Raw genomic sequence first — 26,931 nt, forward strand, 5'->3', positions numbered from 1 at the left:
CTACCTCTTGTTTATGGTAAAATAGAAACGATAAGAAATGGAGGAGAATCAAAATGGAATCACATTTGGTTAGAATCATTAACCGCCTAGAAGCAATGACAAAAGATGGTGGAAATCTAAAACGTAATTTTGAACGTGAAGGTGTTGTTGTCGCAGAAGTTGCATACAGCCACGACGAAGAAAACGGATCGCTCTTCACCCTTCGCGATGTAGAGGCTCGTGAAACTTATACTTTTGATAGCATTGATTTAATTGCAATGGAGATCTACGAACTCCTTTACTAATATAAAAACAACGGGCAGTAAGGCCCGATGAATAAGAATCCTTTTTGTGACCACAAATGGGATTTTTTCTTACCTTTAATGTCGCTTCATTCTCCATAAATCCTTCTTTTAAAAACTACCACTTCCCAATCTTTTTACTTGCTTTACACCTTAATCATGCTATAATGAGAGTATAAAACTTTGACTATTCTTGACCTTTTTCTTAGGCCAAGAATAAGAATGAAATGAGGTAGATGTTATGCTCTGTCAAAACTGTAAAATTAACGACTCAACAATTCATCTGTATACCAATATCAATGGGCAGCAAAAACAAATTGATCTCTGTCAAAATTGCTATAAAATTATCAAAACAGATCCAAATAATACCCTCTTTAAAGGAATGACTGACTTAAACAATCGTGACTTTGATCCTTTCGGAGACTTTTTCAATGATTTGAACAATTTCAGGGCTTCTTCAAATAACGTCCCTCCAACTCAATCCGGTGGGGGATACGGAGGCAATGGGGGATACGGACCTCAAAACCGCGGACCTGTTCAAACACCTCCTCCTAGCCAAGAAAGAGGGCTCCTAGAGGAATATGGTATCAACGTGACTGAAATAGCTCGTCGAGGAGATATTGACCCTGTTATCGGCCGAGACGAGGAGATTATCCGCGTTATCGAAATCCTCAACCGTCGAACCAAAAACAATCCTGTCCTTATTGGAGAACCAGGTGTTGGTAAAACAGCTGTTGTTGAAGGTCTAGCTCAGAAGATTGTCGATGGCGATGTTCCCCATAAACTCCAAGGCAAGCAGGTCATCCGTCTGGATGTGGTTAGTCTAGTTCAAGGAACAGGGATTCGAGGCCAATTTGAAGAACGCATGCAAAAACTCATGGAAGAAATTCGCAAACGCGAGGACATCATCCTCTTTATTGACGAAATCCATGAAATTGTTGGTGCAGGGTCAGCAGGTGATGGCAATATGGATGCAGGCAATATCCTGAAACCAGCCCTTGCCCGTGGTGAATTGCAATTGGTTGGCGCTACTACTCTCAATGAATACCGTATCATTGAAAAAGATGCTGCCCTCGAACGCCGTATGCAACCTGTCAAGGTAGATGAACCAACTGTCGAAGAAACCATTACCATCCTCAAAGGGGTTCAAAAGAAATACGAAGACTACCATCACGTCAAGTACACAGACGCTGCTATCGAAGCTGCTGCAAATCTTTCCAATCGCTATATCCAAGACCGCTTCTTGCCAGACAAGGCTATTGACCTGTTAGATGAAGCTGGTTCTAAGATGAATCTGACGCTGAACTTTGTTGATCCCAAAGTGATTGACCAGCGTTTAATTGAAGCTGAGAATCTCAAGGCTCAAGCTACTCGAGAGGAAGACTTTGAAAAGGCTGCCTATTTCCGTGATCAGATTGCCAAGTACAAGGAAATGCAGAAAAACAAGGTGACTGACCAGGATACTCCTATCATTAGCGAGAAAACCATTGAGCATATCATTGAGCAGAAAACCAATATTCCTGTCGGAGAACTCAAAGAAAAAGAACAGTCTCAGCTTATCCATCTAGCAGACGACCTCAAAGCTCATGTCATTGGTCAAGATGAAGCTGTCGATAAGATTGCCAAGGCCATCCGTCGTAATCGTGTTGGTCTTGGAACTCCTAACCGCCCAATCGGAAGTTTCCTCTTTGTCGGACCAACTGGTGTCGGTAAGACAGAACTGTCCAAACAACTAGCCATTGAACTCTTTGGTTCTGCTGACAGCATGATTCGCTTTGATATGAGTGAATACATGGAAAAACACAGTGTGGCTAAATTGGTCGGAGCTCCTCCAGGTTATGTCGGCTATGATGAAGCTGGTCAGTTAACGGAAAAAGTTCGTCGCAATCCTTACTCACTTATCCTTCTCGATGAGGTCGAGAAAGCCCATCCAGATGTGATGCACATGTTCCTTCAAGTCTTAGACGATGGTCGTTTAACAGATGGGCAAGGACGAACAGTTAGCTTTAAGGATGCTATCATTATCATGACCTCAAATGCCGGTACGGGTAAGGCCGAAGCCAGTGTTGGTTTTGGAGCTGCTCGTGAAGGTCGAACCAACTCTGTTCTCGGTGAACTCGGCAACTTCTTTAGCCCAGAGTTTATGAACCGTTTTGACGGCATCATCGAATTTAAACCTCTCAGCAAGGACAACCTCCTCCAAATCGTCGAACTCATGCTAGCGGATGTCAACAAACGCCTCTCTAGCAACAACATCCACCTCGATGTGACTGACAAGGTCAAGGAAAAGTTGGTTGACTTGGGATATGATCCAAAAATGGGGGCACGGCCACTCCGTCGTACCATTCAAGACCATATCGAGGATGCTATCACAGACTACTACCTTGAAAATCCAAGCGAGAAAGACCTCAAGGCAGTTATGACAAGTAATGGCAAGATTCAAATCAAATCTGCCAAAAAAACTGAAAAAACAGAAGAGATCGCTTCTGAAAAAGAAGACTAAAACTATATAACAGGTGCAGGAAGTCTATCAATTTCTGCACCTTTTTTACTAAAATAAATGCAAAACCTTGACAGCTTGCCCCTCGTCCATTATGATAATAATAAAGATACTAGAGAATGAGGAAAATGCAATGGTAAACCCAACTTTTGGTAATAAAAAAGAGAATGTGACCTACCAGCCCCGCTATGGTGTGTACGCAGTTATTCCGGATGCGGAGAAAAAACAAATTGTCCTAGTTCAAGCTCCCAATGGTGCTTGGTTCTTGCCAGGTGGAGAGATTGAAGCGGGCGAAGACCATCAAGAAGCACTAAAGAGAGAACTAATCGAAGAACTAGGCTTTACAGCTGAAATCAGAACCTATTATGGGCAAGCTGATGAGTATTTCTACTCTCGCCACCGTGATACCTACTACTACAACCCAGCTTATCTCTATGAAGCTATTTCTTTCCAAGAAGTACAAAAACCATTGGAAGATTTTAATCATATCGCCTGGTTCCCCATTGATGAAGCAATTGAAAAACTCAAACGTGGTAGCCATAAATGGGGAATAGAAGCTTGGAAAATCCAGCATGGAATTGACTAAAATACACGATTTTATCCAAAAAGTGCTATAATAGAGTTAGAAAATCGGAGGAACTGTTATGAAGCTTATCAATACGACAAACTCACACTCGCAACTTGTTAAAAGCCAATTAGAAAGCACAGACGCAACTCTTGTCGAGGTCTATTCTGCTGGAAACACAGATGTAGTTTTCACACAGGCCCCGCTTCACTATGAAATCCTCATTTCCAACAAACACCGTGCTATTCGTGAACCTGAAATCGAAACCATCCAAGACTTCTTCTTGAAACGTAAAATCGACAAAGGAAGCATTGATGAAGCCAATATCAAGACACTTTATTCAGATAAATTGATTGAGATTTCAATCCCAATAAAATAAGAAGACCAGCCAAAAGCTGGTTTTCTTTTTTATTTTATTTCACAGCTTCTTTCAAAGCCTCTACCTTGTCCAAACGTTCCCATGGAAGGTCAATATCTGTACGTCCCATGTGTCCATAAGCCGCTGTTTGACGGTAAATTGGACGTTTGAGATCCAGCATTTGGATAATTCCTGCAGGACGAAGGTCAAAGATTTGACGCGCTGCTTTTTCAAGCTTGCTTTCAGCTACCGTTCCAGTACCAAAAGTATCGATACGAACAGAAACAGGCTGCGCCACACCGATAGCGTAGGCCAATTGCACTTCTGCCTTCTTAGCCAAACCAGCTGCAACGATATTTTTGGCAATATAGCGAGCTGCATAAGAGGCTGAACGGTCCACTTTAGTCGCATCCTTACCAGAGAAGGCACCTCCACCATGACGAGAGTAGCCACCATAGGTATCCACGATGATCTTACGACCAGTCAAGCCTGAGTCCCCTTGAGGTCCACCGATTACAAAGCGACCAGTTGGATTGATGAAGAATTTGGTTTGCTCATCCAAGTAAGATGCTGGAATAACTTCCTTGATAACCTTGCTAATCACATCATTGTGAATTTGTTCATTGCTAACTTCTGGATCGTGCTGAGTTGAAATCACGACTGTGTCCACACGCACTGGACGGTCATTTTCATCATACTCAACTGTAACTTGTGATTTAGCATCTGGACGGAGATAGCTGATTTCACCAGACTTACGAAGTTCTGCCAAACGACGAACCAGTTTGTGGCTAAGCGAGATTGGTAATGGCATGAGTTCTTCTGTCTCATCCACCGCAAATCCAAACATGAGCCCTTGGTCTCCAGCTCCAATCAAGTCAAGCGGATCTTGATCTGCATTTCCACGAACCTCCAAGGCTTCGTTAACCCCTTGGGCGATATCCGGTGACTGCTCAACAAGCGATGGATGAACTCCAACTGTTTCCGCAGAAAAACCATATTCTGCATTCGTATATCCAATCTCTGCAATGGTATCACGAACTACACGGTTAATATCCACATAAGCATTTGTAGAAATTTCACCAAAAACATGGACAGAACCTGTGTAGACAGCTGTCTCAGCAGCAACGTGCGCCTCTGGATCTTTAGCTAAAATAGCATCCAAAATCGCATCTGAAATTTGGTCTGCAATCTTATCCGGATGCCCCTCAGATACAGATTCAGACGTGAATAATTTACGTTCTGACATAAAAATGTCCCCCCTTAAAAAATATTGTTATAGAGTTACAAAGTACTGATAGGTATTTCTATAGTCTAAGAGTTACGACGCGAAAGAAATAAAAACGATGTTTTTTATTTCTGAAGCTAGTAAGGCGCATAGGGTGACCGCGTTATAGCGGCAACCGTAGAAGGACGAGCGGCTTTGGAGCCATCATTCTTTGCGAGTTACAAAGTACTGATAGAAATTTCTACCACCTTATCGGGACTATATAACCTTATTATTATACCACTTTTTACTTTTTTTTGCAGTATTTTCTCTAAATAAAAACACAGTAGAATCAGGTGATTCTACTGTGTTTTTAAAATGTTTGACGTTTGGCTTTTCGCTCAGCACGCCCACGTGCGCGATTTTCAGCACGCTTGGTTTTGCGGCGTTTTTCATCCACCGCCCATTGAATCTTCTTCTTATAGCCAGGTTTGACTTTTTTCTTTTTCTTTTTAACCAAGCCAATCATTTCAATATCAAGCTTATCCTGCTTCTTTTCACGATTAGCACGACGATCACGGTCATAGGTATCTTGAAACTCTCCGTCTTTGACCATCTTAGGAGTAAACTTAATCCCTAATTTCTCCAACTCACGGATATCCGAGTCATCACTAGGCTGGTAAAGGGTAATAGCCGTACCAGGCAGTCCGTTGCGCCCAGTTCGTCCAACACGGTGAACAAAGAAGGACAAGTCTTGCGGAATGGCATCATTGATAACATGGCTGACACCTTCAATGTCAATTCCACGCGCTGCCAAGTCTGTTGCGACAATATACTCAAAATCTAAGTTTTTCACCTGATTCATGATCCGCTTGCGTTCACGAGGGGCAATATCTCCATGAATCTTTGCTACCTTCAATCCTTGAGCAGTCAAGTAGGCATGTAACTCATCAGCACGTGTCTTTGTGTTAACAAAAATCATTGCCAAATAAGGCTGCATCAACTGAGTCAGCTGGTAAATTTGAGCATTCTTGTCGCGGCCCTTGGTTGAAATCAACCAGTTATCAATCGTATCTGAGATGACTGTCTTGGTCTTGATTTTTTCCATGACAGGATTTGACAAGTATTTTTTCAAGAACGGTTGCAATTTTTGTGGAATGGTCGCTGAAAAGACCATGAATTGCAAGTCTTTTGGAAGGCTCCCTGCAATCTTATCAACGGTTTCCAAGAATCCCATATCCAAGGTCATATCGGCTTCATCGACGACAAAGGTCTTGGCCTTGTGAATAGCCAAATCACCAGATTTGACCAAGTCATAGATGCGACCTGGCGTTCCGATAACGATATGTGGTTGGTTGCTGGCCAGTTTTTCAATCTGACGCGCCTTATCCGTACCACCCACATAATTAACCACACGAGCTTCGACATCTGAGTGAGCTGCGATCTGACGAGCTGCTTGGTAAATTTGAGTAGCCAACTCACGACTTGGTGCAGTAATGACTGCTTGCACACTATCGCTAGTTTCATCTAATTGCTGAAAAATGGGTAGTAAGAAAGTGTGGGTTTTTCCTGAACCTGTTTTTGACTCGCCCACCAAGTCACGACCCGCCAAGACAATAGGAATCAACTTTTCCTGAACTTCAGTAGGAGTCGTAAACTTCAACTCCTCCAAGGCTTCTGCTATATAATTTTTAAATTGAAATTTCTTAAATGACATGCTATCCTCGATTCTATCCTTTCAATTATACCATATTTTGTCCTATTTCAGTAGCTTCATTTGAATCTCAGTCCTGTATTAAAGATTCAAGTAGCTTAAAAGGTTGGAACCTCTGATTCCAACCTCTTTCATTATTTCCAGGTCAATACAGCATTCAAACCATAATGATCACTGACTTGTGGACTATTCTGCCCATCAAAAACTACATGCAAACTTTCCACTTCTAAGTCTTTTGTCATAAAGACATAGTCGATTCGTAGTGGTTCGGTATTGCCTTTCCAGCCATCAATTTCTGGTGGAACGGTATAGCTACCACTTCTTTCTTTCGCAACTTCAAACGCGTCTTGTAATCCTAATGGGCTAGCTAAAATCGCTTGATAGCCTTCCTGACCAGCTGGATTATTAAAATCACCTGCTAATATTAGAGGTTTGTTCAAATCTTTCAGTACAGCCTCAAATCGTGCCCATTCTTCTTGGAAACCTTTATCCCACCATGAGAGATGGACGCTTGCAAGAGCAAGTTCCTTGCCTTCAACCTCTGTCTCAGCCAAGGCAACACGGCGAGTATGGTAGTCCGTTGGATCATCTACATCTGATACCAAAATCTCACGCGCCTTGATAGGTGTTTTGGACAAGATTGCTACGCCTTCATGGTAGCGGTCATAGCCAATATGATTGTAAGCCCAAGTCCAGTAGTAGCTTTTCCCTTTCTCAGCCAATTTTTCGACTAGGAGTCGGACATAGTGATCCTGGTGAATGGGTTCTGCTGATGGTAAAGCTTGATAGTGATTGTTAACCTCTCCCTCAGGCGAAGTCATTTCTTGATTAATTTCTTGGAAACAAATCAAATCATAGTCCTTATCGAGAATGTCTTGGAGTAAGATTTGGAATTTTTCCTCTGCTTCTTTTTCCATCCAACTGTGGGTATTGAGTGTTAGAAATTTCATGCTTTTCTCCTAAAACAAGAGGTTGGAAAACAGCTTCCAACCTCGAGTATATTACAATTCTACTTTAGCAACTGCTGTTTTAGCTGCAAGAGAACCTGTTTGTTCTAATTTAACTGATTTGATAGCATCACCATTTGTAAAGACAACCACTGTTGATGTTTCACGACCTGCTGCACGGATAGCATCCAAGTCAGCTGTAACAAGAAGATCACCTGCTGCAACCTTTTGTCCTTCAGAAACGTGAACAGTAAATGGTTTTCCTTCAAGGCTTACAGTATCCAAACCAATATGAACAAGTACTTCAAGACCTGATTCAGTAACAAGTCCAAGTGCATGTTTTGTTGGGAAGATACTTGATACAGTACCTGTAACTGGAGATACAATGTTTCCATTTGCTGGTTCTACTGCAAAACCATCACCCATCATTTTTTGAGCAAAGACTGGATCTTTCACTTGTTCCAAGGCAATAACTTGACCGTCAGCTACTGAGTAAACTTCCTCAGTTACACCTTTAAAATGTACAGTATTTTTTTGAGCTTCTGTCATTTGGCTTGGAAGAGTTTCAGGAATTACTTCACCTGAGTCAAGGATATCTTGGATATCAGATTTCAATACGTCAGCTTTTGGTCCGTAGATAGCTTGGACACCTTGTCCTTTCATGACAAGACCCATAGCGCCTTCTGCTTTCCATTGTTCCTCAGTACCAACACGATCTGCATCCTTAACAGTTACACGAAGACGAGTCATACATGCATCTACATCTACGATGTTTGCACGACCACCAAGAAGGTTAATGATATTTACAGCTTGAGAAGCTGCTGCAACTTTTGTTTCTCCTGGAGCTGCATCTTCTGATGCTCCTTCAGCAGTTTCATAGTTTCCGTTACGTCCTGGAGTTGCATAGTTGAATTTCTTAATCATGAAGTTGGCAATGAAGTACATGATGACTGCAAAGAGGACAGTTACCCAGATAAAGTTAATGATATCCATACCAAGACCAGCGTTGATAGCTAGCGGAGTACGAGTCAAGAATTCAATTGAACCGAATGAGTGCACACGAAGGTGAACAATATCAGCCATAGCGAAGGCAGCACCTTGAACAACAGAATATACAAGATAAAGAGGTGTTGCAACAAACATGAACATGTATTCGATTGGTTCAGTAACCCCTGTCAAGAAAGTTGCAAGAGCTGTTGCAATCATCATTCCTTTGTATTGGTGTTTCTTGTCTGCTTCAACATTACGGTAGATAGCAACGATGACACCCATCAAGATACCGAATGAACCGATCATTTGACCAACTTTGAAACGAGCTGGGTGAACAGTATCTAACAAGTGTTGGTATTGACTAGCATCAGTACCTTTAAGGTTTACAAGGTCTGTTACCCATGCAAGCCATAGTGGGTCTTGACCGAATACTTGAGTACCTTTAGCTGCACCAGTTAAAATGTCATAAGTACCACCAAGAGCTGTATAGTTCATTGGGATAGTCAACATGTGGTGAAGACCAAATGGCAAGAGCAAACGTTCCAAAGTACCATACAAGAATGGTGCAAGAACAGGTGCTGTTTCTTGTGAATTGGCAATCCAGATACCAAAGTTGTTGATACCTGTTTGAACAACTGGCCAGAAAGCTGCAAGTACAATTGCTGCAATAGCTGAACGAAGGATGACAACGAATGGTACGAAGCGTTTCCCATTGAAGAATGAAAGCGCATCAGGAAGTTTACGGTAGTTGTAGTATTTGTTAAAGGCAGTTGCCCCTACAAAACCAGAGATAATCCCTACAAAAACACCCATGTTCAATGCTGGTGCTTCAAGAACACTGATGAAGTAATCAGAAACTTTGATTGAGCCTCCAAAGAGAGTAGTGACCATAGCCTCAGGGTTTTTCAGCATATCACTTGTAACTCCAAAGATAGTACCAGTGATACGGTTGATTAAGATAAAGGCAAGTCCTGCTGCAAAAGCACCGCCTGCACGTTCTTTAGCCCAGCTACCACCGATAGCAAGAGCAAACAAAATATGAAGGTTACCGATAACTCCCCAACCGATTTGCTCAAGAATTCCACCTGTAATAACAAGTGGGGCAAGATTTGGGTCAATCAATGCAAGCGACTTACCGATTGAAATCATCAATCCAGCCGCTGGCATAACAGCGATAACCACCATCAATGCCTTACCGAATTTTTGCCAAAATTCGAAAGACAAGACATTTTTGAATGTAGCTTTCATCATTCAAATCTCCTTTATTTTATTTAGGCAAACGTTTTACGAAAACGTTTGCACTTATTTATAACTCAATTATACCACTTTATTTTTTTTTGTAAAGGCTTTTATAAAAAAATTGTCTACTTTTTTTAATTTTTAGAAGGAAAAAGAGAAGTTTACGAAAACTTCTCTTTTAAAAATATATTATTTTTCTGATTTGTTCTGTAATTTGCATTTATATCCAATTAAATTTTCAAGAACCGACGCATCGAAATTCCTGAACCAATTGAACCAATGAAAATTCCGATTACAAATAGTAGAACTGTTATCAAAGGGACAAACACATCTGGTGTAATCATTGATAAGTTTTGACCTACCAAGGATTTATTGACCGATTGATAAACGATATTGTAAACAAAGAATACAAGAACTGAAGGAATCGCTGCGCCAAGCAAGCCAATAAATGCACCTTCTAGCAAGAATGGGCCACGGATATAACCATTTCTCGCTCCAACAAGACGCATGATCTGAATCTCACGACTACGTGAAATAATGGTAATACGGATGGTATTGGAAATGAGGAAGACTGCGATAAAAATCAAGAGCCCTGCAATAACCAATCCCCAAACACGGATAAAGGAAGCCAGTTCAAAAAGTCGTTGAGTGTTGGCTCCACCATCTTGAACTTCCGACACTCCCTCAATTTTCTTCGCTTCTTCAGCTACTGTTTTAACATCACTCGGAGTATTTGTATCAACGATATAGGCATCATAGAGAGGATTTGCATCCCCTTCAAAGACTTTCCAATCGTCACCCATTGTTTCCGTCAGTTTTTGGTATTGCTCTTCTTTACTTGAGAAGGTGACGCTTTTTACAGCAGGCATAGCTTTCAAAGCATCATAGACCTTGTGATAGTCATTATTGGTAACTGTCTGACCTTCTTTTTCAATCGTTTCACTGTTATCTGCCACATCCTTACGAATGTAAACCATGACCCGAACGTTGTTTTCAATATCAGTAGCCAGTTTTGCTGTATTAAAAATTACAGATGCAAACAGAGCAACGAGTGTCAAGGTAATCATAACCGAACTTACTGCTGCTACTGTCATCCAGCCATTCCGTTTTAAACTTTTTAATGATTCAAATAAATGGCGAAAAAATCTACTAATCATCGTATCCATATTCTCCTTTAGCTTCGTCACGAACGACACGGCCATTTTCAATGGCAATGACACGGTGGCGCAAGGTATTTACGATTTGGCTGTTGTGGGTCGCCATCAAAACAGTTGTACCTTGAAGATTGATGCGTTCCAACAGATTCATAATTTCCCACGAATTATCTGGATCCAAGTTTCCTGTTGGTTCATCAGCAATCAATACTTTAGGATTGTTGACAATCGCACGGGCAATCGCAATCCGTTGCTGTTCTCCACCTGAGAGTTCATTAGGGAAAGAGCGAACCTTATGTTTCAAACCAACCAGGTCCAATACTTCCATAACACGTTTTTTGATGTTACGGCGATTCTCTCCGATAACTTCCATTGCGTAGGCAATATTCTCATAAACCGTTTTCTTAGGCAAGAGTTTGTAATCTTGAAAGACAACCCCAACACTACGACGTAGAAGCGGGATATCTTTCTTCTTGATTTTAACTAGATTAAAGCCTGCAACTGTTAGGCTTCCTTTTTCGATCTTTACTTCTCGGTATAAAGCTCGAATAAAGGTTGATTTACCTGCACCAGAAGGTCCTACGATATAGGCAAACTCTCCTGGTTCAATGGTGACAGAGACACCACGCAGGGCAGTCGTTCCATTGTCATACTTTTTGACAACATCTCTCATTTCAATGATTGACATATGAGTTCCTTTCTTTCTTAGCTAATTCGCCACTTGAGGTAGGCATCGATGAAACCATCAAGGTCTCCATCCATGACCTTATCTACTTGGGAAACTTCAAAGCTTGTACGGTGATCTTTTACCATAGTATAAGGTGTGAAGACATAAGAACGAATCTGACTTCCCCATGTGATTTCTTTTTTCTCACCTTTGAGGGAATCAACTTCCGCAGCTTTCTTTTCTTGCTCCATTTGATAGAGCTTAGCCTGCAACATCTTCATGGCACGATCTCTATTTCCATACTGGGTACGATCGACCGTTGACTGGACGACAGTTCCCGTAGGAATGTGTGTCAAACGCACACCTGTTGACACCTTATTGACGTTTTGTCCTCCAGCACCACCTGAACGGAAGGTATCCATTTTGATATCATCTTCACGAATCTCCACTTCGATGGTATCATCCAACTCAGGCATAACCTCTACGGATGTAAATGATGTATGGCGACGTTTGGCAGAATCAAATGGCGAAATACGGACCAAACGGTGAACACCCATTTCTGATTTAAGTAGTCCGTATGCATTCGGTCCTTCAAAAGACAAGGTCACAGACTTGATACCTGCTTCATCACCTGCTTGGTAATCCAAGACTTCTACTTTAAAACCTTTGGCATTTCCATAACGAGTATACATACGGAGCAACATATCCCCCCAGTCCTGAGCCTCAGTACCACCGGATCCTGGATGAATCTCCAAAATTGCATTATTATGGTCATAAGGTTCTGACAAGAGAAGCGTCATTTCGTAACTTGTCATCATCTTATCCAGTTCTGTCAACTGTTCGACCAGTTCATCATGGACTGACTCGTCTTCTGCTAAAAAGTCCAATAAAATTTCAACTTCATCCTGCAACTCTTCCATCTTACGGAAGGTGTTGTAGGTGTTTTTTAATTCATTTAATTCTTGCGACGTTTTTTGGGCCGCGATATTATCGTTCCAAAAATCAGGTTCTGTCATCTTGTTTTCCAAGATGGCAATCTCTTCCTCTAAGCCTTCGAGGTCAAAGAGACCCCCTGAAAGAAGCTAATTTTTCACGATTTGCGTCAATTTTTTGACGAATTTCTGAAATGTCCATAGATACTCCTTTTCATATCGTTTTATTATACCATAATCTCTCATTTCTTTCCATATTTTGCTTTTCACCGCTTTTTGTGGCAGAAAAAAAGAGGCCCTAAAGCCTCTGGTTTAAAGGACTTTGGCAGAGGTATGAGTGATCTCCTCCACTTGAATTCCTTCTTTTTCAAACTTATCCTTTAATGAAGTCAAATCGATTTTTCCATCAATTTGAACTTCGATGACGACTTTGCCATCCTTACGCGGAATATTAACTGTGTGCGAGATATTTAGATTTTCTTCTACGATTAGAGCTACAATTTTCCCCAGCACTCCGACTTCGTTTTCTGTAATAAAACGAACACGAATCCCCTCTTCTCCGTATCCGGCAATTTCCAAGAAAGCTTGAAAAACATCGCGGTCTGTAATTACACCGTAGACTTGATGATTGTCTACGACTGGTAAAATTCCAATCTTATTTTTCAGCATCAGATAGGTCGCATCTTCTAGACTAGCATAGCCAGAAACAGTCACGACATCTCGAATCATTACATCTTTTACTTTGGTTTTATTCAGAAGGTAATTCATCTCATAGATTGAGAGACTTGTTGCTTTAGATGGGCTGGCTTCCGCAATGGTTCCTTCTGTTACCAATCCTACTAATTGATCATTTTCGATAACAGGTAAACGGTGCAAACCTTGCTCGCGCATCAAATCCGCTGCGTGTGCTACAGTCGTATCAGGACTGATATAAACTACCTTACGGGTCATAAAATCTTTAACTGCCATGGGACTTCTCCTTCTATATTGCTACTTTTATTATACACTTTCTTAGAAAATCTATCAAACGCTTTCATCTCTTTTTCAAAATTTTGTAACATTCAATCACAAAAAAAGAGAGAAACAGCCTTCTCTCTTAAACTTAAATCGTAACGGAATCTCGATCCTTGATCATATAGCGTTTTAACGGAGTTAAGCTAGCTCCCAAGTACAATAGACCACCAAAGATCGCAGTAAAGCCACTACCAGTTGTGAGCAAAAACATAGGACTCTGGATATGCTTTGTTATAGGGTTGTAAACAAATAATACCGTAACTAATAAGGAAATGATTACACAAGATAATCCCACCAAGTTAAAACCATTTGTAAACTCATAGGCGTCATGTCCTTCAAGGAAATAGGCTGAACGCAAATCAAGTTTTCGTTTTCTTAAGATAAAGTAGTCAACAACAATCATTCCGATAATGGGGCCTTGAATATAGGCAGCCAGAGAGATGAAGGAACCGAAGTATTCATCCACTCCTCCCCAGATGGTGAGTAGGCTCACATAAATCATGGCAATCCAAACCATTAGTTTATAGCTTACTTTGGGCATACCACTTTTTACAATCATACAGTTCACGTACGATCCTGTACCCTGGGTTCCAATATTAGCAAAAGCTACCAGTAGTAGACTTAAGAGTGCAAAGGCTGGAGTGCTTAGAGTTGAAAGCATTGTCGTTGGGTCACTTTCATAAACACCTGTTTTGACAAACATGGCCAAAGCCATCACCCCACCTGTCGCAGCAAAGAATGGCGCAACAACCCCGTATGACAAAGCTGTAGCCCAATAGCCACTACGTTCTGATTTTGCCAAACGTGGCAAGACAAAGGCTTGTGTAGACCAAGAAAAGGCTACAGCCACATTTCCTTCTCCCGACATCATAAAACGTTCAATCGGTGTCAAATTTTCTTGAATGGCAGGTTGGACATTCATAATATCCCTAATCGGAACCGCAACAAAACAGATTCCAACGATGATTAGCCCAACAAATAACAAGGCTACCACTAGAAAGCGATTAGTGCCTTTAATCACCTCTGGACCCCCAAGAGCAATCAGAGTTCCAAGGAGAACACAGAGAGTGCCTAGAATCGGTGCCCATACTCCCTTATCTAAACCAAGTCCAAAATTATTTCCCAAATGAATCATGGAGCTGGCAAAAAGATTGGCGGTAACAGCGTACCAACCAAAATTTGCCAGACTAATCACAGTTGATAGAACAGCTACCCCTTTTCTACCTAGGACAGCTCTCAACCAAATCCACAAATCAATTCCATATTTAACCGCAAACAGAATTGGGAGACACTCAATAAAGACCCAGATAATGTTAAAGCTAAAAATATTTATTAACATTTGATTAAAGGTCAAATATTGAGCCACATAAGCTCCTTGGGTATAACACCAAGTAGCAATGGCAAAACCACTTGTCGATAAGAAGAGATCCCAGAAAGAATACTGACGATCCTTGTTGGTCATGGGAACGATTCCCGTTATCGTCTCCTGTTGAATGAAGTCATTCATCTTGGACATTTTATTGAATACCTCCTGTAATGGCTAAGATGATCAGAATATGATTGACTAGAATCATATCAATTACTTATGTAAAATAAACTTTTAAGAAAGGGGAGATAAATACACATAGATTAAGGCTTTCATTTTTTAGTTTCACCTACAACTAATTGTTCAAGTTCAATACCAATTTTCATATTGTCAGTCCTCCGACTAAAAATTAATTTTAGTTGACCATACTGCCCACTATATTGGTACCAAATATCGAAAAACTCACCTAATAGATTTACAGACACTCTCCTGAAATAATCCTCACAAAGGAGTAATAGTATGATGCCCCAAACGCCTGAGCTAGATAGCTGTATTTCGTTTTCACATCTGGAACTTCTTCTAAAGAGATTTCAAGTACCTGTTCAGCCTATTCTACCGTATCAATAAAGATTTTCTAAAGCCTCCAGCAGGGGGCATACTCGAATATTTCTAATCAATCCTCTATCCTTAAATCGTAACGGAATCTCGATCCTTGATCATATAGCGTTTTAACGGAGTTAAGCTAGCTAGCCAATACAATAAACCACCAAATATCGCAGTAAAGCCACTACCAGTTGTGATTAAAAAGATTGAACTTTGAATTTGTGCAGTTACAGGGTTATAAACAAATAGTACCGCAACTAATAAAGAAATGATTACACAAGATAATCCCACCAAGTTAAAACCATTTGTAAACTCATAAGCTTTATGTCCCTCAAGGAAATAGGCTGAACGCAAATCGAGTTTTCGTTTTCTTAAGATAAAGTAGTCAACAACGATCATTCCGATAATTGGTCCCTGAATATAAGCGGCTAGTGAGATGAAGGAACCGAAGTACTCTTCTACTCCTCCCCAGATGGTGAGTAGGCTCACGTAAACCATGGCAATCCAAACCATTAGTTTGTAGCTTACTTTTGGCATCCCACTTTTTACAATCATACAGTTCACGTATGATCCTGTCCCTTGGGTTCCAATATTGGCAAAGGCTACTAGTAGTAGACTTAAGAGTGCAAAGGCTGGAGTGCTTAGAGTTGATAGCATCGTTGTTGGATCACTTTCATAGACACCTGTTTTGACAAACATGGCTAGAGCCATCACTCCACCAGTCGCAACGAAGAATGGAGCCACAACTCCGTATGATAAGGCTGTAGCCCAATAACCACTGCGTTCTGATTTTGCCAAACGCGGTAAAACCAATGCCTGTGTAGACCAAGAGAAAGCAAAGGCTACATTTCCTTCCCCAGAAAGCATGAAGCGTTCTAATGGAGTTAAATCTCCTTGGGTAGCCGGTTGAATGTTCATAATGTCAGTAATAGGAACGGCCACAAAGCAAATTCCAACGATAATCAGACCGACAATCAACAGGGCGATGACCAAGAATCGATTGGTCCATTTGATTACTTCTGGACCTCCAAGAGCAATCAACGTTCCAAGAAGAACACAGAGAGTACCTAAAATCGGTGCCCATACTTCCTTGTCTAAACCAAGTCCAAAATTATTTCCCAAGTGGATCATAGAATTGGCAAAAAGATTGGCCGCAACGGCGTACCAGCCAAAGTTAGCCAAGCTAATAATGGTTGATAGCAAGGCTACCCCTTTTTTTCCTAAGACAGCCCTCAACCAAATCCATAAATCAATTCCATATTTAACCGCAAACAAGATTGGGAGACATTCAATAAAGACCCAGATAATATTAAAGCTAAAAATATTAATCAACATTTGATTAAAGGTCAAATATTGAGCCACATAGGCTCCTTGGGTATAACACCAAGTTGCAATGGCAAAACCACTTGTCGACAGGAAGAGATCCCAGAAAGAATACTGACGATCCTTGTTGGTCATGGGAACAATTCCCGTTATCGTCTCCTGTTGAATAAAGTCATTCATCTTAGACATCCTATTGAATACCTCCTGTCATGGCTAGAATAATCAGAATAAGGTTAATTAGAACTAAGACGATGACTATAGTAAAATCACTTTTTAAAAATGGCTGAGCAAACACATAGTTTGGTGATTCCATTTCTTCTAGCCTTCTTTTCGTTTCATTTGCCACTAATTCTTCAATTTCTGATGTCGGTTTCATCTCAATTCTCCTCTAAGTACAAATCTAATGCAAGTTTTCCATACTGCTTGGTATAACGATACCAGATATAAAGAAATTCACCTACTGGTTTTCCAACACTTTCTTGGAACAGGGCCCACAAAAACCAATAATATGAAGTCACTGATACATAGGCAAAATAATGACGTTTGGTTTTCTTGTCTGGAACTTCTTGTAGATAGATTTCAAGTACCTTTTCAGCTTCTTCTACTGTATAATTTGAACATCCAATAAAGGTTCCTAAATCTCCTGCTGGATCTCCCATACCAGAATATTCCCAATCAATCAAGCTCATTTCTCCAGCTTCATTCAACAAGAAATTCGGGCTATAAGAATCTCCATGGCAGAGAACCTTTTTCGCTTGATCTTCTTGTAAAAACTTCTCGAGAACTGAGACATTCTTATCCAACTCTTCAAGCCCATCAAATTCAAAACGATTGCTGGCCTTTAATTTTTGTCTAAAATCATCAATCCCCTCAAATTGATCAAAGGAATGATCCGTTTTTTCTCCAGATTGGTGCAAGCGTCTCAAGAGCTCCATTGCTTTTGCTACATCATCCCAATTATCATAATCTAGTTGCTTGGCATTAGGGATAAATTCTGAAATTTTCCAGCCCTCATCCTTGTTCATGGCAACAAAAGTACGGTCAATCTTCAATTTTGCAGCAATTTCCATGGAAGCCGCTTCACTAGCACGATCGATATAATTCTCCGTTCCTCTACCTGGATGACGGTAAACATATTTCTTTCCTAGGCAGTCAAATGAAAACGAAGTGTTAGTTAGACCATCTTTTAGAGGTTTGATATTGACAATATCTGAAGCTATACATCCTAATGTCTTACAGATATTATCAATGATTTCCGAATTCGTATTCACCAAATAGTGTTCATCAAACTGACGCAACTCATCTAGTGAATCAAACTCCTTAACAATATCTGCTGAATAATGCCGAGCTTCCAAAGGAAGCTCCTTGACGTGGCGACTATAGTAATCTTCCCAGAGCTGTTCGCGATATGGTTCATGTTTAAATTCAGTTTCTAAAATATCTACGAATTTTTCACTAAATGCACGATCAAAATAAACGTGCCCCACCATAGCCCAAGTATTCGTCCCACCGATTTGAACATCAATAATCGTGTGATTAGAGTCTTCCTTAGAGCAGTATTCGTCTGTGTCTCCTTCTGCAAATATAGTCGAATAATAACCCCTGTAAATGTATCGTTCAAACGGATTTTCCACAAAATAATTATCCGACGAGCAAATGTAAGTGTTAGAAAGTTGGTCTCTGACTAGCATGAGAGAAGAACAGTTGTTGTACTTGTAGTAATCATTATTCACAACGATTTTAACGCCAAACTTTTCTGCCAGATAGAACATTTTTTCTTGCAGATAGCCTACAATAACTGTAATATCCTCTATCCCAGCTTCTTGTAACTGCTTGATTTCTCTCTCAATCAAACGCTCACCTTTGACTTGAAGCAATCCTTTAGGCAGCTCATAAGATAGAGGAGCAAAGCGGCTACTCATACCTGCAGCCATGATAATGGCATTCTTCACCTGATACGGAGTTAAAGCCTCCTCACCTAGGTCAGTTAAGTGATTTCCCTCACCGATCCACTTCTTTTCTTTACATTCCTTAAGAAGGTTATTCACCGTCCCCAAAGAGATGTCTAGCTGTTCAGCCAATTGTCTCTGCGTAAAGCTTTCGTCTTTGTGAGTCAACAAAAAACGTAAAAGTTTAAATTGTTTTTCTGATAGCATATCTTCAGCCTCTTTTGTTCAATATTTTTATTTATTTAATTATATGATGAACACATGCTTTTGTCAAGTTAAATTCTATATCAAGAAAACGGGTGCTCAAATCAGGTCCATCAAAATAGTGACAAAACGAAGAAAGAGCCCCAAATTTGGAGCTCTTCAAATTCATCTACAAAATAATCCACTGAATTGGATGATTGCTTGCGCAATCTCCATCTGCAACCTAAACTAGTCTCCCATACTATATGAAGATTGCTTATGCAATCCTTATCTGCCGACTAAAAAGGTCCCTCGGACTATAGGGGAATTGCTTCCGCAACTCTCATCCACCGACTAAAACAATCCACTGGATTGGTTTAGCCACCAAGGTATGCTTTTCTGACTTCATCTGATGCTGCGAGTTCTTTTCCTGTTCCTGATAGGACAATCTTACCTGTTTCAAGTACATAAGCACGGTTAGAGATGGCTAGTGCCTTATTGGCATTTTGTTCAACCAAGAGAACGGTTGTTCCTTGTTTCTGGATCTCTTGGATAATGTCAAAAATCTCTTGGATAAAGATAGGAGCGAGCCCCATAGATGGTTCATCCAACAAGAGAAGTTTAGGCATGGACATAAGTGCACGCCCCATAGCCAGCATCTGTTGCTCTCCACCTGAAAGAGTTGCTGCATCTTGGTTCTTACGTTCTTCTAGGCGAGGGAAACGTGAAAATACCTTCTTGAGATTAAGCAAGTTTTTATCTTTGTCAGTACTCAAGAATGCTCCCATCTCAAGATTTTCCAGAACTGTCATCCCTGGAAAGACATGACGACCTTCTGGAACTTGTGACAAGCCTTCTGCTACAATCTTGCGAGCTGGAAGTTTCTGGATTTCTTGCTCTTTATAAATGATTTTGCCAGAAGTTACTTTCTCCAAACCTGAGATAGCGCGAAGGGTAGACGTTTTTCCAGCACCATTGGCGCCAATTAAGGTAACTACTTCCCCCTCGTTTACTTCGAAAGAGATATCCTTGACGGCTTCGATAGCTCCATAGGAGATGGATAAGTTTTCAACTTTCAGTAAGGACATTAGGCTTCACCTCCTAAGTAAGCTTCAATTACGCGTTTATTATTCTTGATTTCTTCTGGAGTTCCATGGGCAATCAAGCGGCCGTATTCCAATACATAGATTCGCTCAGTCACATCCATAACCAAGTTCATATCATGCTCGATGAGGATAATGGTGATTCCAAAGTCATTTTTAATCTGACGGATTAAATCTGTTAATTCAGCTGTTTCTTGAGGGTTCATCCCAGCAGCTGGTTCATCCAAGAAAAGGATTTTCGGTTCTGTTGCCAAGGCGCGGACAATTTCTAAGTGGCGTTGTTGTCCATAGGCTAAGTTTTTTGCTAAAGTATCTGCCTCACCTTCCAAATGGAAGATAGACAAAAGTTCCATAGCCTTTTGCTTCAATTGTTTCTCACTCTTATAGTAAGCAGGAAGACGGAATAGAGAAGCCAAAAGATGAGAAGGTTGATGGTTGGCCATCCCGATTAGGACATTTTCCAAAACGGTCATATCTTTAAAGAGACGGATATTTTGGAAGGTACGAGAGAGACCTAAGGAAGCAATCTTGTATGGAGCCTTGTTGTTTAACACGTGTCCATCCAAGGTTACAGTTCCTTCCGAAGGAACATAGACACCTGTTAGAAGGTTAAAAAGTGTTGTTTTTCCAGCACCATTTGGTCCAATCAAACCAACCAATTCACCTTCGTTCAGTTCCATGGTCACATCACTAACTGCAGTTAGTCCACCGAAGTGTTTTGTTAAATTTTTAACTTCAAGTAATGCCATTAGTTTGTCTCCTCCTTTTTCTTGTTAAAGAATTTTGAAAGATACAATTCTTTGGTTCCAAGCAAGCCTTCGGAACGGAAAAGCATCACAAGGACTAGAGCCAAAGCGTAAATGATCATCCGCAATTCAGCAAAGTTTTGGAGGTACATATTCAAAATTCCGAGGACTACCGCCGCAATGATGGTTCCTGTAATGGAACCAAGTCCACCTAGAACCGCGATAATAAGGTAGTCAATAGAGTTCATCAAACGGAAGTTGTTTGGAACTACAACACCGATATAGCTTGCATAGATAGAACCCGCTACGGCGGAAATCATGGCACCAATGACGAAAATCATGACTTTCATCTTGGTCACATTCACTCCCATGGCCTCAGCCGCAATTTCGTCTTCACGAATAGTGATGGCTTGACGACCTGTTGAGGAAATAAGGAAGTTCAGAACAAGAATGGTAATGACAACAACAATGACAAAGATAGCTTCCCAACTGACATAAGGAAGGATGTTGGTCATACCAGCTGGACCGTTGGTTAATTCACCACCGTTCTCAATCAGTTTGCGGATGATTTCTGCCATCCCAAGCGTTGCAATTGCCAGATAGTCCCCTTTTAAACGAAGAGTTGGCAAACCAAAGATAATGGCAACAATAGCTGCTAGAATCACACCTACTACAATAGATAAGTAAAAACTATCATAGGTCGGAGTTTTGGTTGTCATGATTGCAGTGGCGTAAGCACCGATAGCCATAAAACCAGCTTGTCCAAGGGTGAACTGTCCTGTAAATCCAAGAACAAGGTTGGTTCCTAATCCCATGAGAACAGCGATTCCAATACCAATCAAAATGCGAACATAATACATGTTCATTAGACCTATTACTTCAGCTAGCTTTAAAAGGGCAAAGAGAGCCACGATTAGCGCAAGCCAAATTAAATTTACTTTTAAATTTTTCTTCATCGCTTACACCTTTTCTTTCACATTTTTGCCAAGGATACCGGCTGGACGGATCAAGAGAATCAAAATCAATACAATATAAACAATGGCATCACGGAAGTTTGAAAAACCAAGGGCAACTGTTATGGTTTCGACTCCACCAATCAAGAATCCTCCCAAGGTTGCACCTGGAATAATTCCAATACCACCTAAAACGGCCGCGACAAAGGCTTTGATACCTGGAACCATCCCCATCAAGGGCTCGATAGATGGTTGAGAAAGTGGAATCAAGACACCTGCAGCACCTGCAAGAGCTGAGCCCAAAGCAAAGGTAAAGCTAATAGTTGAGTTTACATTAACCCCCATCAATTGGGCAGCATCGCTATCCACTGAAACAGCACGCATGGCTTTTCCCATTTTTGTGTGTTTCACGACATATTGGAGGACAAACATCAGAACGATTGCAACGATAAAAATGATAAACTCTGCATTAGTGATAAAATCAAAGGTCATTGAACCAATTTGTAGAGGTTTAACCACAAGGGCTTCTTCGGGATAAGAACGTGGTTGCGCTCCAAAGAGGAAGACCATTCCATATTGCAAGAAGAATGATACACCAATCGCTGTGATCAAGGCCGAAATTCTTGAAGCATTTCGAATCGGACGATAGGCTAAAAATTCAATCAACATTCCAACTGTCGCAGTCACAACCATCGTTACCGCGATAATTACCAAGAGAGCGATATAAAAACGCCATTCTGCTGATGGAATAAAGGTTAAATAAGGAGCAATATTGAAATTGTTAAAGAGGAAATACCCCATGAAAGCTCCTAGCATGAAGATATCCCCATGCGCAAAGTTAATTAATTTAATAATCCCGTAAACCATGGTATATCCTAAAGCAAGGAGAGCAAAGATGCTCCCCGATACCAAGGCGTTTACAAGCTGATGTAAAATCTGATTTGACATATACTACCAAACTTTCTATAATTTCTAGTCATTCTCTTATATCAATGAAGAGGATGAATAATAGAATCTCCCTCGAATCTAGTCTTTCACCTCAACTGGTGTAGCAGAGTCCTCTGCACCATTTTCAAGACGAACCATTAGGGCTGACTTGATTGGATTGTGTTGCCCATCAATGGACATTACACCGGTGACCCCTTCAAAGTTTTTCAAATTCCCAAGATTTTTGGCAACCTCTGTAGAATCTGAAGCTCCCTTTGAAGCCTCTGCTACCATGTAAACTGAATCATAGGCAAGGGCTGCAAACATATTAGGAACATCATTGTATTCTTTCTTATAGTTCTCGATAAAGGCTGCAGCCTTATCATTTAAGTTCACTTTTGATGAGTATCCTGATACAAAGTAAACATCTGTCGCATTTTTCTTATCAGACAATTTCACGAATGTTTCATCACTAAAGCCATCCGGCCCGAGAATTGGTTTATTGATGCCCATCTCACGCGCTTGCTTTGTAATGATACCTGTCTCCGTATAGTAACCAGGCATAACAATGGCATCGAAGTCCAAGTCTTTGAAACGAGTCAAGGCTGCTTTGTAGTCTTTATCTCCTGCGATAAAGGTAGATTCAGCAACGATTTCCCCTTTGTATTTGCGTTTGAATTCTGCAGCGATACCTTGTGCATAGTCTGAAGAGTTATCATAATAGAGGACAACCTTCTTCGCATTCATATTTTCAGCTGCAAACTGAGCCAAGACTTGACCTTGGAAGCTATCTTTAAATGTTGTTCTAAAGACAAACTCTTTCGTCGAACCATCTTTATTGACTGTCAAGTCATCTTGTGTTCCAGAAGGTGTTAAAAGAGGAACACCTGTTTTTTGAGATTCTAGACTAGAAGCTGCGGTTGCACCTGAAGTCGCTGGTCCAATAATGGTAGTCACTTGACTTTGAACAGCAAGGTTTGTAGCTGTAGTGGAAGCTTCAGCAATTTCAGATTTGTTATCCTTGGCAACTAGTTCAATCATCTTGCCATCAACACCGCCATTGGCATTGATTTCCTTAACGGCAAGCTTAATTCCATTGTACTCAGCAGTACCATAAGCTGCTACTGCCCCTGAAAGCTCCATGTTAACACCAATTTTGATGGTCTCTTCTCCTATTTTGTTTCCTTTGGCATTGGCAGTAACATCAGGCGACTGGCCACAAGCTGCCAAGCTCATCAGGCAGAACAAAGAAAAAGCCCCTAGAGCAAGTTTTTTTATCATAATCGTCTCCTTATTGCGAATAATGTAATACCTACTAATATACAGAATTATCTGAAAATTGTCAACATAAAAAACGCATTCTATTAAATGATTGCGTTTTCTTCGTTACGATAGAGATTGCCAACAAAGGGTGTCTCTAACTCTTGAATATGGCAACGTCTAATTTTCTTGATAAATCTTTCCTTACCTAATCTCTCAACTAAGTCATCTAACTCCTCAGTTGGAACATAGAGTTGCAAGTAACGGTGTTTTTTTGAATGGTAGTAGATATCACCGTATTCCTGAATTTTTTTTGCATCCCGATTATAATAAAGATAGATGATTAGCCCTGAGCGATTGACCTTTTCAAACATGATAAATCCTCTTTCTAAGAAATCTTTTCCTAATTATATCAAAAAAAGCAAACTCCGTCGAGTTTGCTTTTTTGGTTAGCTTAACGAATTGTTGGTCATGATTTCATCAATGAAGCCATACTCAAGTGTTTCTTGAGCGCTCATCCAGTAATCACGTTCTGCATCTGCATGAATTTGCTCAACTGATTTACCAGAGTTATCTGCAAGGATTTGCTCCAAAGTCTTACGAGTTTTAAGTAAGTGCTCTGCAGCGATTGCCATATCGGTTTGTTGGGTACCACCACCTGTACCACCCATTGGTTGGTGAATCATGTACTCTGCATTTGGAAGCATGAAACGTTTGCCTTTTGCTCCACTTGATGCGATGACAGTCCCCATGGATGCAGCCATTCCCATAACGATTGTTTGGACATCTGCCTTGATAAAGTTCATGGTATCAACGATTGCCAAACCAGCTGAAACAGATCCTCCAGGTGTGTTGACATAAAGGTAAATATCTTTTGTGCTGTCTTGGGCATCCAAGAAAAGTAATTGTGCGATAACCGAGTTGGCCATGTTGTCTTCAACTGGACCTGTTAGCATGATGATGCGGTCTTTCAGAAGACGAGAGTAAATGTCATAGGAACGTTCTCCACGGCTTGTTTGTTCAATAACTACAGGAATCATTCATTTCTCCTTTTAATGTTGAATTTTCTTAGTCTTACGACTCAATACAGAACTATTATATCTTTTTGGTCAAAAAAGGTCAAATTTTTGCTCTATTCTCTAAACAGAAACAAAAACTCAACCTCCTTTCAAGTCAAAAACGAACTTCTAGTTTCACTATTTACTTTGGGATTTTATTTAGTACCGAACAAGCGGTCTCCAGCATCTCCAAGACCTGGAACGATATAACCGTGTTCGTTCAAGCGTTCATCCAAGGCTGCTGTAAAGATTTCTACATCTGGGTGCGCTTCTTGAAGAGCTTTCACACCTTCTGGAGCAGATACTAGGCAGACAAACTTGATATTTGAAGCGCCACGTTTTTTAAGGGAATCTACTGCCAAGATTGCTGAGCCACCTGTTGCCAACATTGGATCAACGACAAAGATTTGACGTTGGTCAATATCCTCAGGCAATTTCACCAAGTATTCAACTGGTTGAAGGGTTTCTTCATCACGGTACATACCGATGTGTCCAACTTTTGCTGCTGGAACCAGATTCAAGAGACCATCTACCATCCCGATACCTGCACGCAAAATTGGGACAATCGCCAATTTTTTACCAGCCAATTGTTTTTGAACGGTCTTTGTGATAGGTGTTTCAATTTCAACGTCTTCAAGTGGAAGATCACGAAGTACTTCATATCCCATCAACATTGCAATCTCATCTACTAGCTCACGAAAAGCTTTTGTAGAAGTGTCTGTACGACGCAAGATTGACAATTTGTGTTGAATGAGTGGATGATTAATGACTTCAATTTTTCCCATTTTCTGAGTTCCTTCTTTCAATTTATTCTTCTTATTATATCAAAAAACGGTTTAAAAAGCTTTCTAAACCATTTATTTTTATTAATTTTTAAATCAAATCTGCCTCTTGGAGAGCTGTCTGAACAGTCTCTAATGGTAAATGTGTTAATTCAGTGCCTTTTTCGTGATAAAGGTACTGGGCATAGTCATCCATTCGGTACTGGTTGATGTAAACCACGCGCTTGCAACCAACTTGTAGCAGTTGTTTGGTGCAGTTCAGACACGGGAAATGGGTCACATAGGCTGTAAATCCTCTTGGAACCCCTCGTTCAGCCCCTTGCAAGATGGCGTTGACCTCCGCGTGAAGGGTTCGAACACAGTGTCCTTCAATGACCAAACATTCGTTGTCAATACAGTGCTCCGTTCCTGATACGGAACCATTGTAGCCTGTTGAAATGACCTTATTATCCTTGACTAGTACAGCTCCCACCTTGGCACGTTTACAGGTCGAACGATTAGCAATCAGTAAAGCCTGGGCTGCAAAGTACTCATCCCAAGCCAGTCTTTTTTCTGTCATAAGTCTTCTCCTTATCCCCTATTTTTTGAAAAATGGCAAGCGTAAATCGGCAATCTTTTCAGCTGGAATCTTCATGCCATCCTTGATCCATTTGAGCAGAACCGATACGATGGCAGAGCTCCAAAAGGAATGAAGGTAGCTGCTGACACCTTTTGACTTTCCATGGTATTTTTCCAGAAATTCCTGCATAGCTTGGACAAAAATCTTTTCCAAGTGGTAGTCCAGAGCGAGTTGGATAACCTTGGCTTCTTTCTTGGCTGCTCGGAAAAGGTGTACCCAGACTAGATAAAGGTCTGTTTTGACATCGTAGTGGCTCAACTGTCCCATAATGTTATGGACACTGCGTTTAAAGACACTTTCCAAAATCTCTTCTTTGGAGTCATAGTTACGATAGAAGGCGGCACGAGAGACGCCCGCACGTTTAACCAGCTCCGAAATGCTAATCTTGGCCATGTCCTTTTTCTCCAGTAGTTGCAAAAGAGCAGTCTCAATCGCTTCTCTGGTTAAAAAATTGGATTCTTGATTTGATTTTCTGAGATTCTCAAGAGATTTTTCAGATATTTTACGTTCAGACATAACAATTTCTTTCTACTTGTGACAACAGAGAGGTAGTA

General features: G+C 40.7%; 26 protein-coding genes. 4 read left to right on the forward strand and 22 right to left on the reverse strand.

What is annotated here, in order from left to right:
* The first annotated feature begins 53 nt into the window (after positions 1 to 53).
* The 4 genes from ACIY14_RS04365 to ACIY14_RS04380 all read left to right on the forward strand — a co-directional run bounded on the left by ACIY14_RS04365 (position 54) and on the right by ACIY14_RS04380 (position 3,725).
* On the forward strand, positions 54 to 284 hold the full coding sequence (locus ACIY14_RS04365) for a DUF1797 family protein (RefSeq protein ID WP_000443577.1): 231 nt from the start codon (positions 54 to 56) through the stop codon (positions 282 to 284).
* A gap of 238 nt (positions 285 to 522) precedes the next feature.
* Positions 523 to 2,784 carry an AAA family ATPase gene (locus tag ACIY14_RS04370; protein ID WP_409001664.1) on the forward strand — a complete coding sequence of 754 codons (2,262 nt, stop codon included), beginning with the start codon at positions 523 to 525 and terminating at the stop codon, positions 2,782 to 2,784.
* Positions 2,785 to 2,914: 130 nt separating this feature from the next.
* Positions 2,915 to 3,367: an NUDIX hydrolase gene (locus ACIY14_RS04375; RefSeq protein WP_409001665.1), complete on the forward strand. Its 453-nt coding sequence runs from the start codon at positions 2,915 to 2,917 to the stop codon at positions 3,365 to 3,367.
* 58 nt (positions 3,368 to 3,425) lie between these two features.
* Positions 3,426 to 3,725: a DUF1827 family protein gene (locus tag ACIY14_RS04380; RefSeq protein WP_000767205.1), complete on the forward strand. Its 300-nt coding sequence runs from the start codon at positions 3,426 to 3,428 to the stop codon at positions 3,723 to 3,725.
* A gap of 34 nt (positions 3,726 to 3,759) precedes the next feature.
* Here ACIY14_RS04380 and metK read toward each other — a convergent pair whose 3' ends face one another.
* From metK to ACIY14_RS04490, 22 genes are all read right to left on the reverse strand, one after another.
* Positions 3,760 to 4,950 carry a methionine adenosyltransferase gene (gene metK, locus ACIY14_RS04385; RefSeq protein WP_409001666.1) on the reverse strand — a complete coding sequence of 397 codons (1,191 nt, stop codon included), beginning with the start codon at positions 4,948 to 4,950 and terminating at the stop codon, positions 3,760 to 3,762.
* A 331-nt stretch (positions 4,951 to 5,281) separates the two neighbouring features.
* The gene (locus tag ACIY14_RS04390; protein WP_409001667.1) at positions 5,282 to 6,625 is read right to left on the reverse strand and encodes a DEAD/DEAH box helicase; all 1,344 of its coding nucleotides are present in this window, start codon (positions 6,623 to 6,625) and stop codon (positions 5,282 to 5,284) included.
* A 131-nt stretch (positions 6,626 to 6,756) separates the two neighbouring features.
* Positions 6,757 to 7,572 (reverse strand): endonuclease/exonuclease/phosphatase family protein, encoded by an 816-nt coding sequence (locus ACIY14_RS04395; RefSeq protein ID WP_409001668.1) that lies wholly within the window; start codon positions 7,570 to 7,572, stop codon positions 6,757 to 6,759.
* Positions 7,573 to 7,623: 51 nt separating this feature from the next.
* A complete protein-coding gene (locus ACIY14_RS04400) occupies positions 7,624 to 9,810 on the reverse strand; it encodes a PTS transporter subunit IIBC (RefSeq protein ID WP_409001669.1) in 2,187 nt (728 codons plus the stop codon).
* A 218-nt stretch (positions 9,811 to 10,028) separates the two neighbouring features.
* Positions 10,029 to 10,955 carry a permease-like cell division protein FtsX gene (gene ftsX / locus ACIY14_RS04405; RefSeq protein ID WP_409001670.1) on the reverse strand — a complete coding sequence of 309 codons (927 nt, stop codon included), beginning with the start codon at positions 10,953 to 10,955 and terminating at the stop codon, positions 10,029 to 10,031.
* The gene (ftsE, locus tag ACIY14_RS04410) at positions 10,948 to 11,640 is read right to left on the reverse strand and encodes a cell division ATP-binding protein FtsE (RefSeq protein WP_000022273.1); all 693 of its coding nucleotides are present in this window, start codon (positions 11,638 to 11,640) and stop codon (positions 10,948 to 10,950) included. Before ftsE ends, ftsX begins: the two co-directional genes overlap by 8 nt.
* 17 nt (positions 11,641 to 11,657) lie before the next feature.
* A protein-coding gene (gene prfB / locus ACIY14_RS04415; RefSeq protein WP_142357240.1) for a peptide chain release factor 2 occupies positions 11,658 to 12,753 on the reverse strand; the annotation gives its coding sequence in 2 pieces (ribosomal slippage) (positions 11,658 to 12,680 and positions 12,682 to 12,753; 1,095 coding nt in all).
* Between the two features lie 110 nt (positions 12,754 to 12,863).
* Positions 12,864 to 13,520 carry a CBS domain-containing protein gene (locus ACIY14_RS04420; protein ID WP_000268646.1) on the reverse strand — a complete coding sequence of 219 codons (657 nt, stop codon included), beginning with the start codon at positions 13,518 to 13,520 and terminating at the stop codon, positions 12,864 to 12,866.
* Positions 13,521 to 13,653: 133 nt separating this feature from the next.
* The gene (locus tag ACIY14_RS04425) at positions 13,654 to 15,081 is read right to left on the reverse strand and encodes a cytosine permease (RefSeq protein ID WP_409001671.1); all 1,428 of its coding nucleotides are present in this window, start codon (positions 15,079 to 15,081) and stop codon (positions 13,654 to 13,656) included.
* 477 nt (positions 15,082 to 15,558) lie between these two features.
* On the reverse strand, positions 15,559 to 16,986 hold the full coding sequence (locus ACIY14_RS04430) for a cytosine permease (protein ID WP_409001672.1): 1,428 nt from the start codon (positions 16,984 to 16,986) through the stop codon (positions 15,559 to 15,561).
* Position 16,987: 1 nt separating this feature from the next.
* Positions 16,988 to 17,173, reverse strand: coding sequence for a hypothetical protein (locus ACIY14_RS04435; protein ID WP_093586637.1), 186 nt, complete (start codon positions 17,171 to 17,173; stop codon positions 16,988 to 16,990).
* Position 17,174: 1 nt separating this feature from the next.
* A complete protein-coding gene (locus ACIY14_RS04440; protein ID WP_409001674.1) occupies positions 17,175 to 18,953 on the reverse strand; it encodes a phosphotransferase in 1,779 nt (592 codons plus the stop codon).
* 353 nt (positions 18,954 to 19,306) lie between these two features.
* Positions 19,307 to 20,017, reverse strand: coding sequence for an ABC transporter ATP-binding protein (locus ACIY14_RS04445; protein WP_409001675.1), 711 nt, complete (start codon positions 20,015 to 20,017; stop codon positions 19,307 to 19,309).
* Positions 20,017 to 20,781, reverse strand: a complete 765-nt coding sequence (locus ACIY14_RS04450; protein WP_409001676.1) for an ABC transporter ATP-binding protein — start codon at positions 20,779 to 20,781, stop codon at positions 20,017 to 20,019. Before ACIY14_RS04450 ends, ACIY14_RS04445 begins: the two co-directional genes overlap by 1 nt.
* Positions 20,781 to 21,734, reverse strand: coding sequence for a branched-chain amino acid ABC transporter permease (locus ACIY14_RS04455; RefSeq protein WP_409001677.1), 954 nt, complete (start codon positions 21,732 to 21,734; stop codon positions 20,781 to 20,783). Before ACIY14_RS04455 ends, ACIY14_RS04450 begins: the two co-directional genes overlap by 1 nt.
* Before the next feature lie 3 nt (positions 21,735 to 21,737).
* Entirely contained in the window at positions 21,738 to 22,667 is a 930-nt protein-coding gene (locus ACIY14_RS04460) for a branched-chain amino acid ABC transporter permease (RefSeq protein ID WP_409001723.1), read from the reverse strand.
* 90 nt (positions 22,668 to 22,757) lie between these two features.
* Positions 22,758 to 23,939 carry an ABC transporter substrate-binding protein gene (locus ACIY14_RS04465; protein ID WP_409001678.1) on the reverse strand — a complete coding sequence of 394 codons (1,182 nt, stop codon included), beginning with the start codon at positions 23,937 to 23,939 and terminating at the stop codon, positions 22,758 to 22,760.
* 83 nt (positions 23,940 to 24,022) lie between these two features.
* Positions 24,023 to 24,292 carry a YlbG family protein gene (locus tag ACIY14_RS04470; RefSeq protein WP_409001679.1) on the reverse strand — a complete coding sequence of 90 codons (270 nt, stop codon included), beginning with the start codon at positions 24,290 to 24,292 and terminating at the stop codon, positions 24,023 to 24,025.
* A gap of 75 nt (positions 24,293 to 24,367) precedes the next feature.
* Positions 24,368 to 24,958, reverse strand: a complete 591-nt coding sequence (gene clpP, locus ACIY14_RS04475; protein WP_061416422.1) for an ATP-dependent Clp protease proteolytic subunit ClpP — start codon at positions 24,956 to 24,958, stop codon at positions 24,368 to 24,370.
* A 173-nt stretch (positions 24,959 to 25,131) separates the two neighbouring features.
* Complete coding sequence (gene upp, locus ACIY14_RS04480) at positions 25,132 to 25,761, reverse strand: uracil phosphoribosyltransferase (RefSeq protein WP_000515972.1); 630 nt, start codon at positions 25,759 to 25,761, stop codon at positions 25,132 to 25,134.
* 88 nt (positions 25,762 to 25,849) lie between these two features.
* Positions 25,850 to 26,317, reverse strand: a complete 468-nt coding sequence (locus ACIY14_RS04485; protein WP_409001680.1) for a deoxycytidylate deaminase — start codon at positions 26,315 to 26,317, stop codon at positions 25,850 to 25,852.
* A gap of 18 nt (positions 26,318 to 26,335) precedes the next feature.
* Positions 26,336 to 26,893: a TetR/AcrR family transcriptional regulator gene (locus ACIY14_RS04490; RefSeq protein ID WP_409001681.1), complete on the reverse strand. Its 558-nt coding sequence runs from the start codon at positions 26,891 to 26,893 to the stop codon at positions 26,336 to 26,338.
* Between the last annotated feature and the right edge of the window lie 38 nt (positions 26,894 to 26,931).

Source organism: Streptococcus sp. ST16, from assembly GCF_046098135.1.
Lineage (GTDB): Bacteria > Bacillota > Bacilli > Lactobacillales > Streptococcaceae > Streptococcus.

Bases quoted from the DNA above. Each gene is read 5' to 3' on its own strand.
- ACIY14_RS04455 (WP_409001677.1), bottom strand. From the start codon at position 21,734: ATGAAGAAAAATTTAAAAGTAAATTTAATTTGGCTTGCGCTAATCGTG.
- ACIY14_RS04430 (WP_409001672.1), bottom strand. From the start codon at position 16,986: ATGTCTAAGATGAATGACTTTATTCAACAGGAGACGATAACGGGAATT.
- ACIY14_RS04450 (WP_409001676.1), bottom strand. From the start codon at position 20,781: ATGGCATTACTTGAAGTTAAAAATTTAACAAAACACTTCGGTGGACTA.
- ACIY14_RS04380 (WP_000767205.1), top strand. From the start codon at position 3,426: ATGAAGCTTATCAATACGACAAACTCACACTCGCAACTTGTTAAAAGC.
- clpP (WP_061416422.1), bottom strand. From the start codon at position 24,958: ATGATTCCTGTAGTTATTGAACAAACAAGCCGTGGAGAACGTTCCTAT.
- ACIY14_RS04370 (WP_409001664.1), top strand. From the start codon at position 523: ATGCTCTGTCAAAACTGTAAAATTAACGACTCAACAATTCATCTGTAT.
- ftsX (WP_409001670.1), bottom strand. From the start codon at position 10,955: ATGATTAGTAGATTTTTTCGCCATTTATTTGAATCATTAAAAAGTTTA.
- metK (WP_409001666.1), bottom strand. From the start codon at position 4,950: ATGTCAGAACGTAAATTATTCACGTCTGAATCTGTATCTGAGGGGCAT.
- ACIY14_RS04490 (WP_409001681.1), bottom strand. From the start codon at position 26,893: ATGTCTGAACGTAAAATATCTGAAAAATCTCTTGAGAATCTCAGAAAA.
- ACIY14_RS04390 (WP_409001667.1), bottom strand. From the start codon at position 6,625: ATGTCATTTAAGAAATTTCAATTTAAAAATTATATAGCAGAAGCCTTG.
- ftsE (WP_000022273.1), bottom strand. From the start codon at position 11,640: ATGTCAATCATTGAAATGAGAGATGTTGTCAAAAAGTATGACAATGGA.
- ACIY14_RS04485 (WP_409001680.1), bottom strand. From the start codon at position 26,317: ATGACAGAAAAAAGACTGGCTTGGGATGAGTACTTTGCAGCCCAGGCT.
- ACIY14_RS04425 (WP_409001671.1), bottom strand. From the start codon at position 15,081: ATGTCCAAGATGAATGACTTCATTCAACAGGAGACGATAACGGGAATC.
- ACIY14_RS04395 (WP_409001668.1), bottom strand. From the start codon at position 7,572: ATGAAATTTCTAACACTCAATACCCACAGTTGGATGGAAAAAGAAGCA.
- ACIY14_RS04470 (WP_409001679.1), bottom strand. From the start codon at position 24,292: ATGTTTGAAAAGGTCAATCGCTCAGGGCTAATCATCTATCTTTATTAT.
- ACIY14_RS04440 (WP_409001674.1), bottom strand. From the start codon at position 18,953: ATGCTATCAGAAAAACAATTTAAACTTTTACGTTTTTTGTTGACTCAC.
- ACIY14_RS04435 (WP_093586637.1), bottom strand. From the start codon at position 17,173: ATGAAACCGACATCAGAAATTGAAGAATTAGTGGCAAATGAAACGAAA.
- ACIY14_RS04465 (WP_409001678.1), bottom strand. From the start codon at position 23,939: ATGATAAAAAAACTTGCTCTAGGGGCTTTTTCTTTGTTCTGCCTGATG.
- ACIY14_RS04420 (WP_000268646.1), bottom strand. From the start codon at position 13,520: ATGGCAGTTAAAGATTTTATGACCCGTAAGGTAGTTTATATCAGTCCT.
- ACIY14_RS04445 (WP_409001675.1), bottom strand. From the start codon at position 20,017: ATGTCCTTACTGAAAGTTGAAAACTTATCCATCTCCTATGGAGCTATC.
- ACIY14_RS04375 (WP_409001665.1), top strand. From the start codon at position 2,915: ATGGTAAACCCAACTTTTGGTAATAAAAAAGAGAATGTGACCTACCAG.
- ACIY14_RS04400 (WP_409001669.1), bottom strand. From the start codon at position 9,810: ATGATGAAAGCTACATTCAAAAATGTCTTGTCTTTCGAATTTTGGCAA.
- ACIY14_RS04365 (WP_000443577.1), top strand. From the start codon at position 54: ATGGAATCACATTTGGTTAGAATCATTAACCGCCTAGAAGCAATGACA.
- upp (WP_000515972.1), bottom strand. From the start codon at position 25,761: ATGGGAAAAATTGAAGTCATTAATCATCCACTCATTCAACACAAATTG.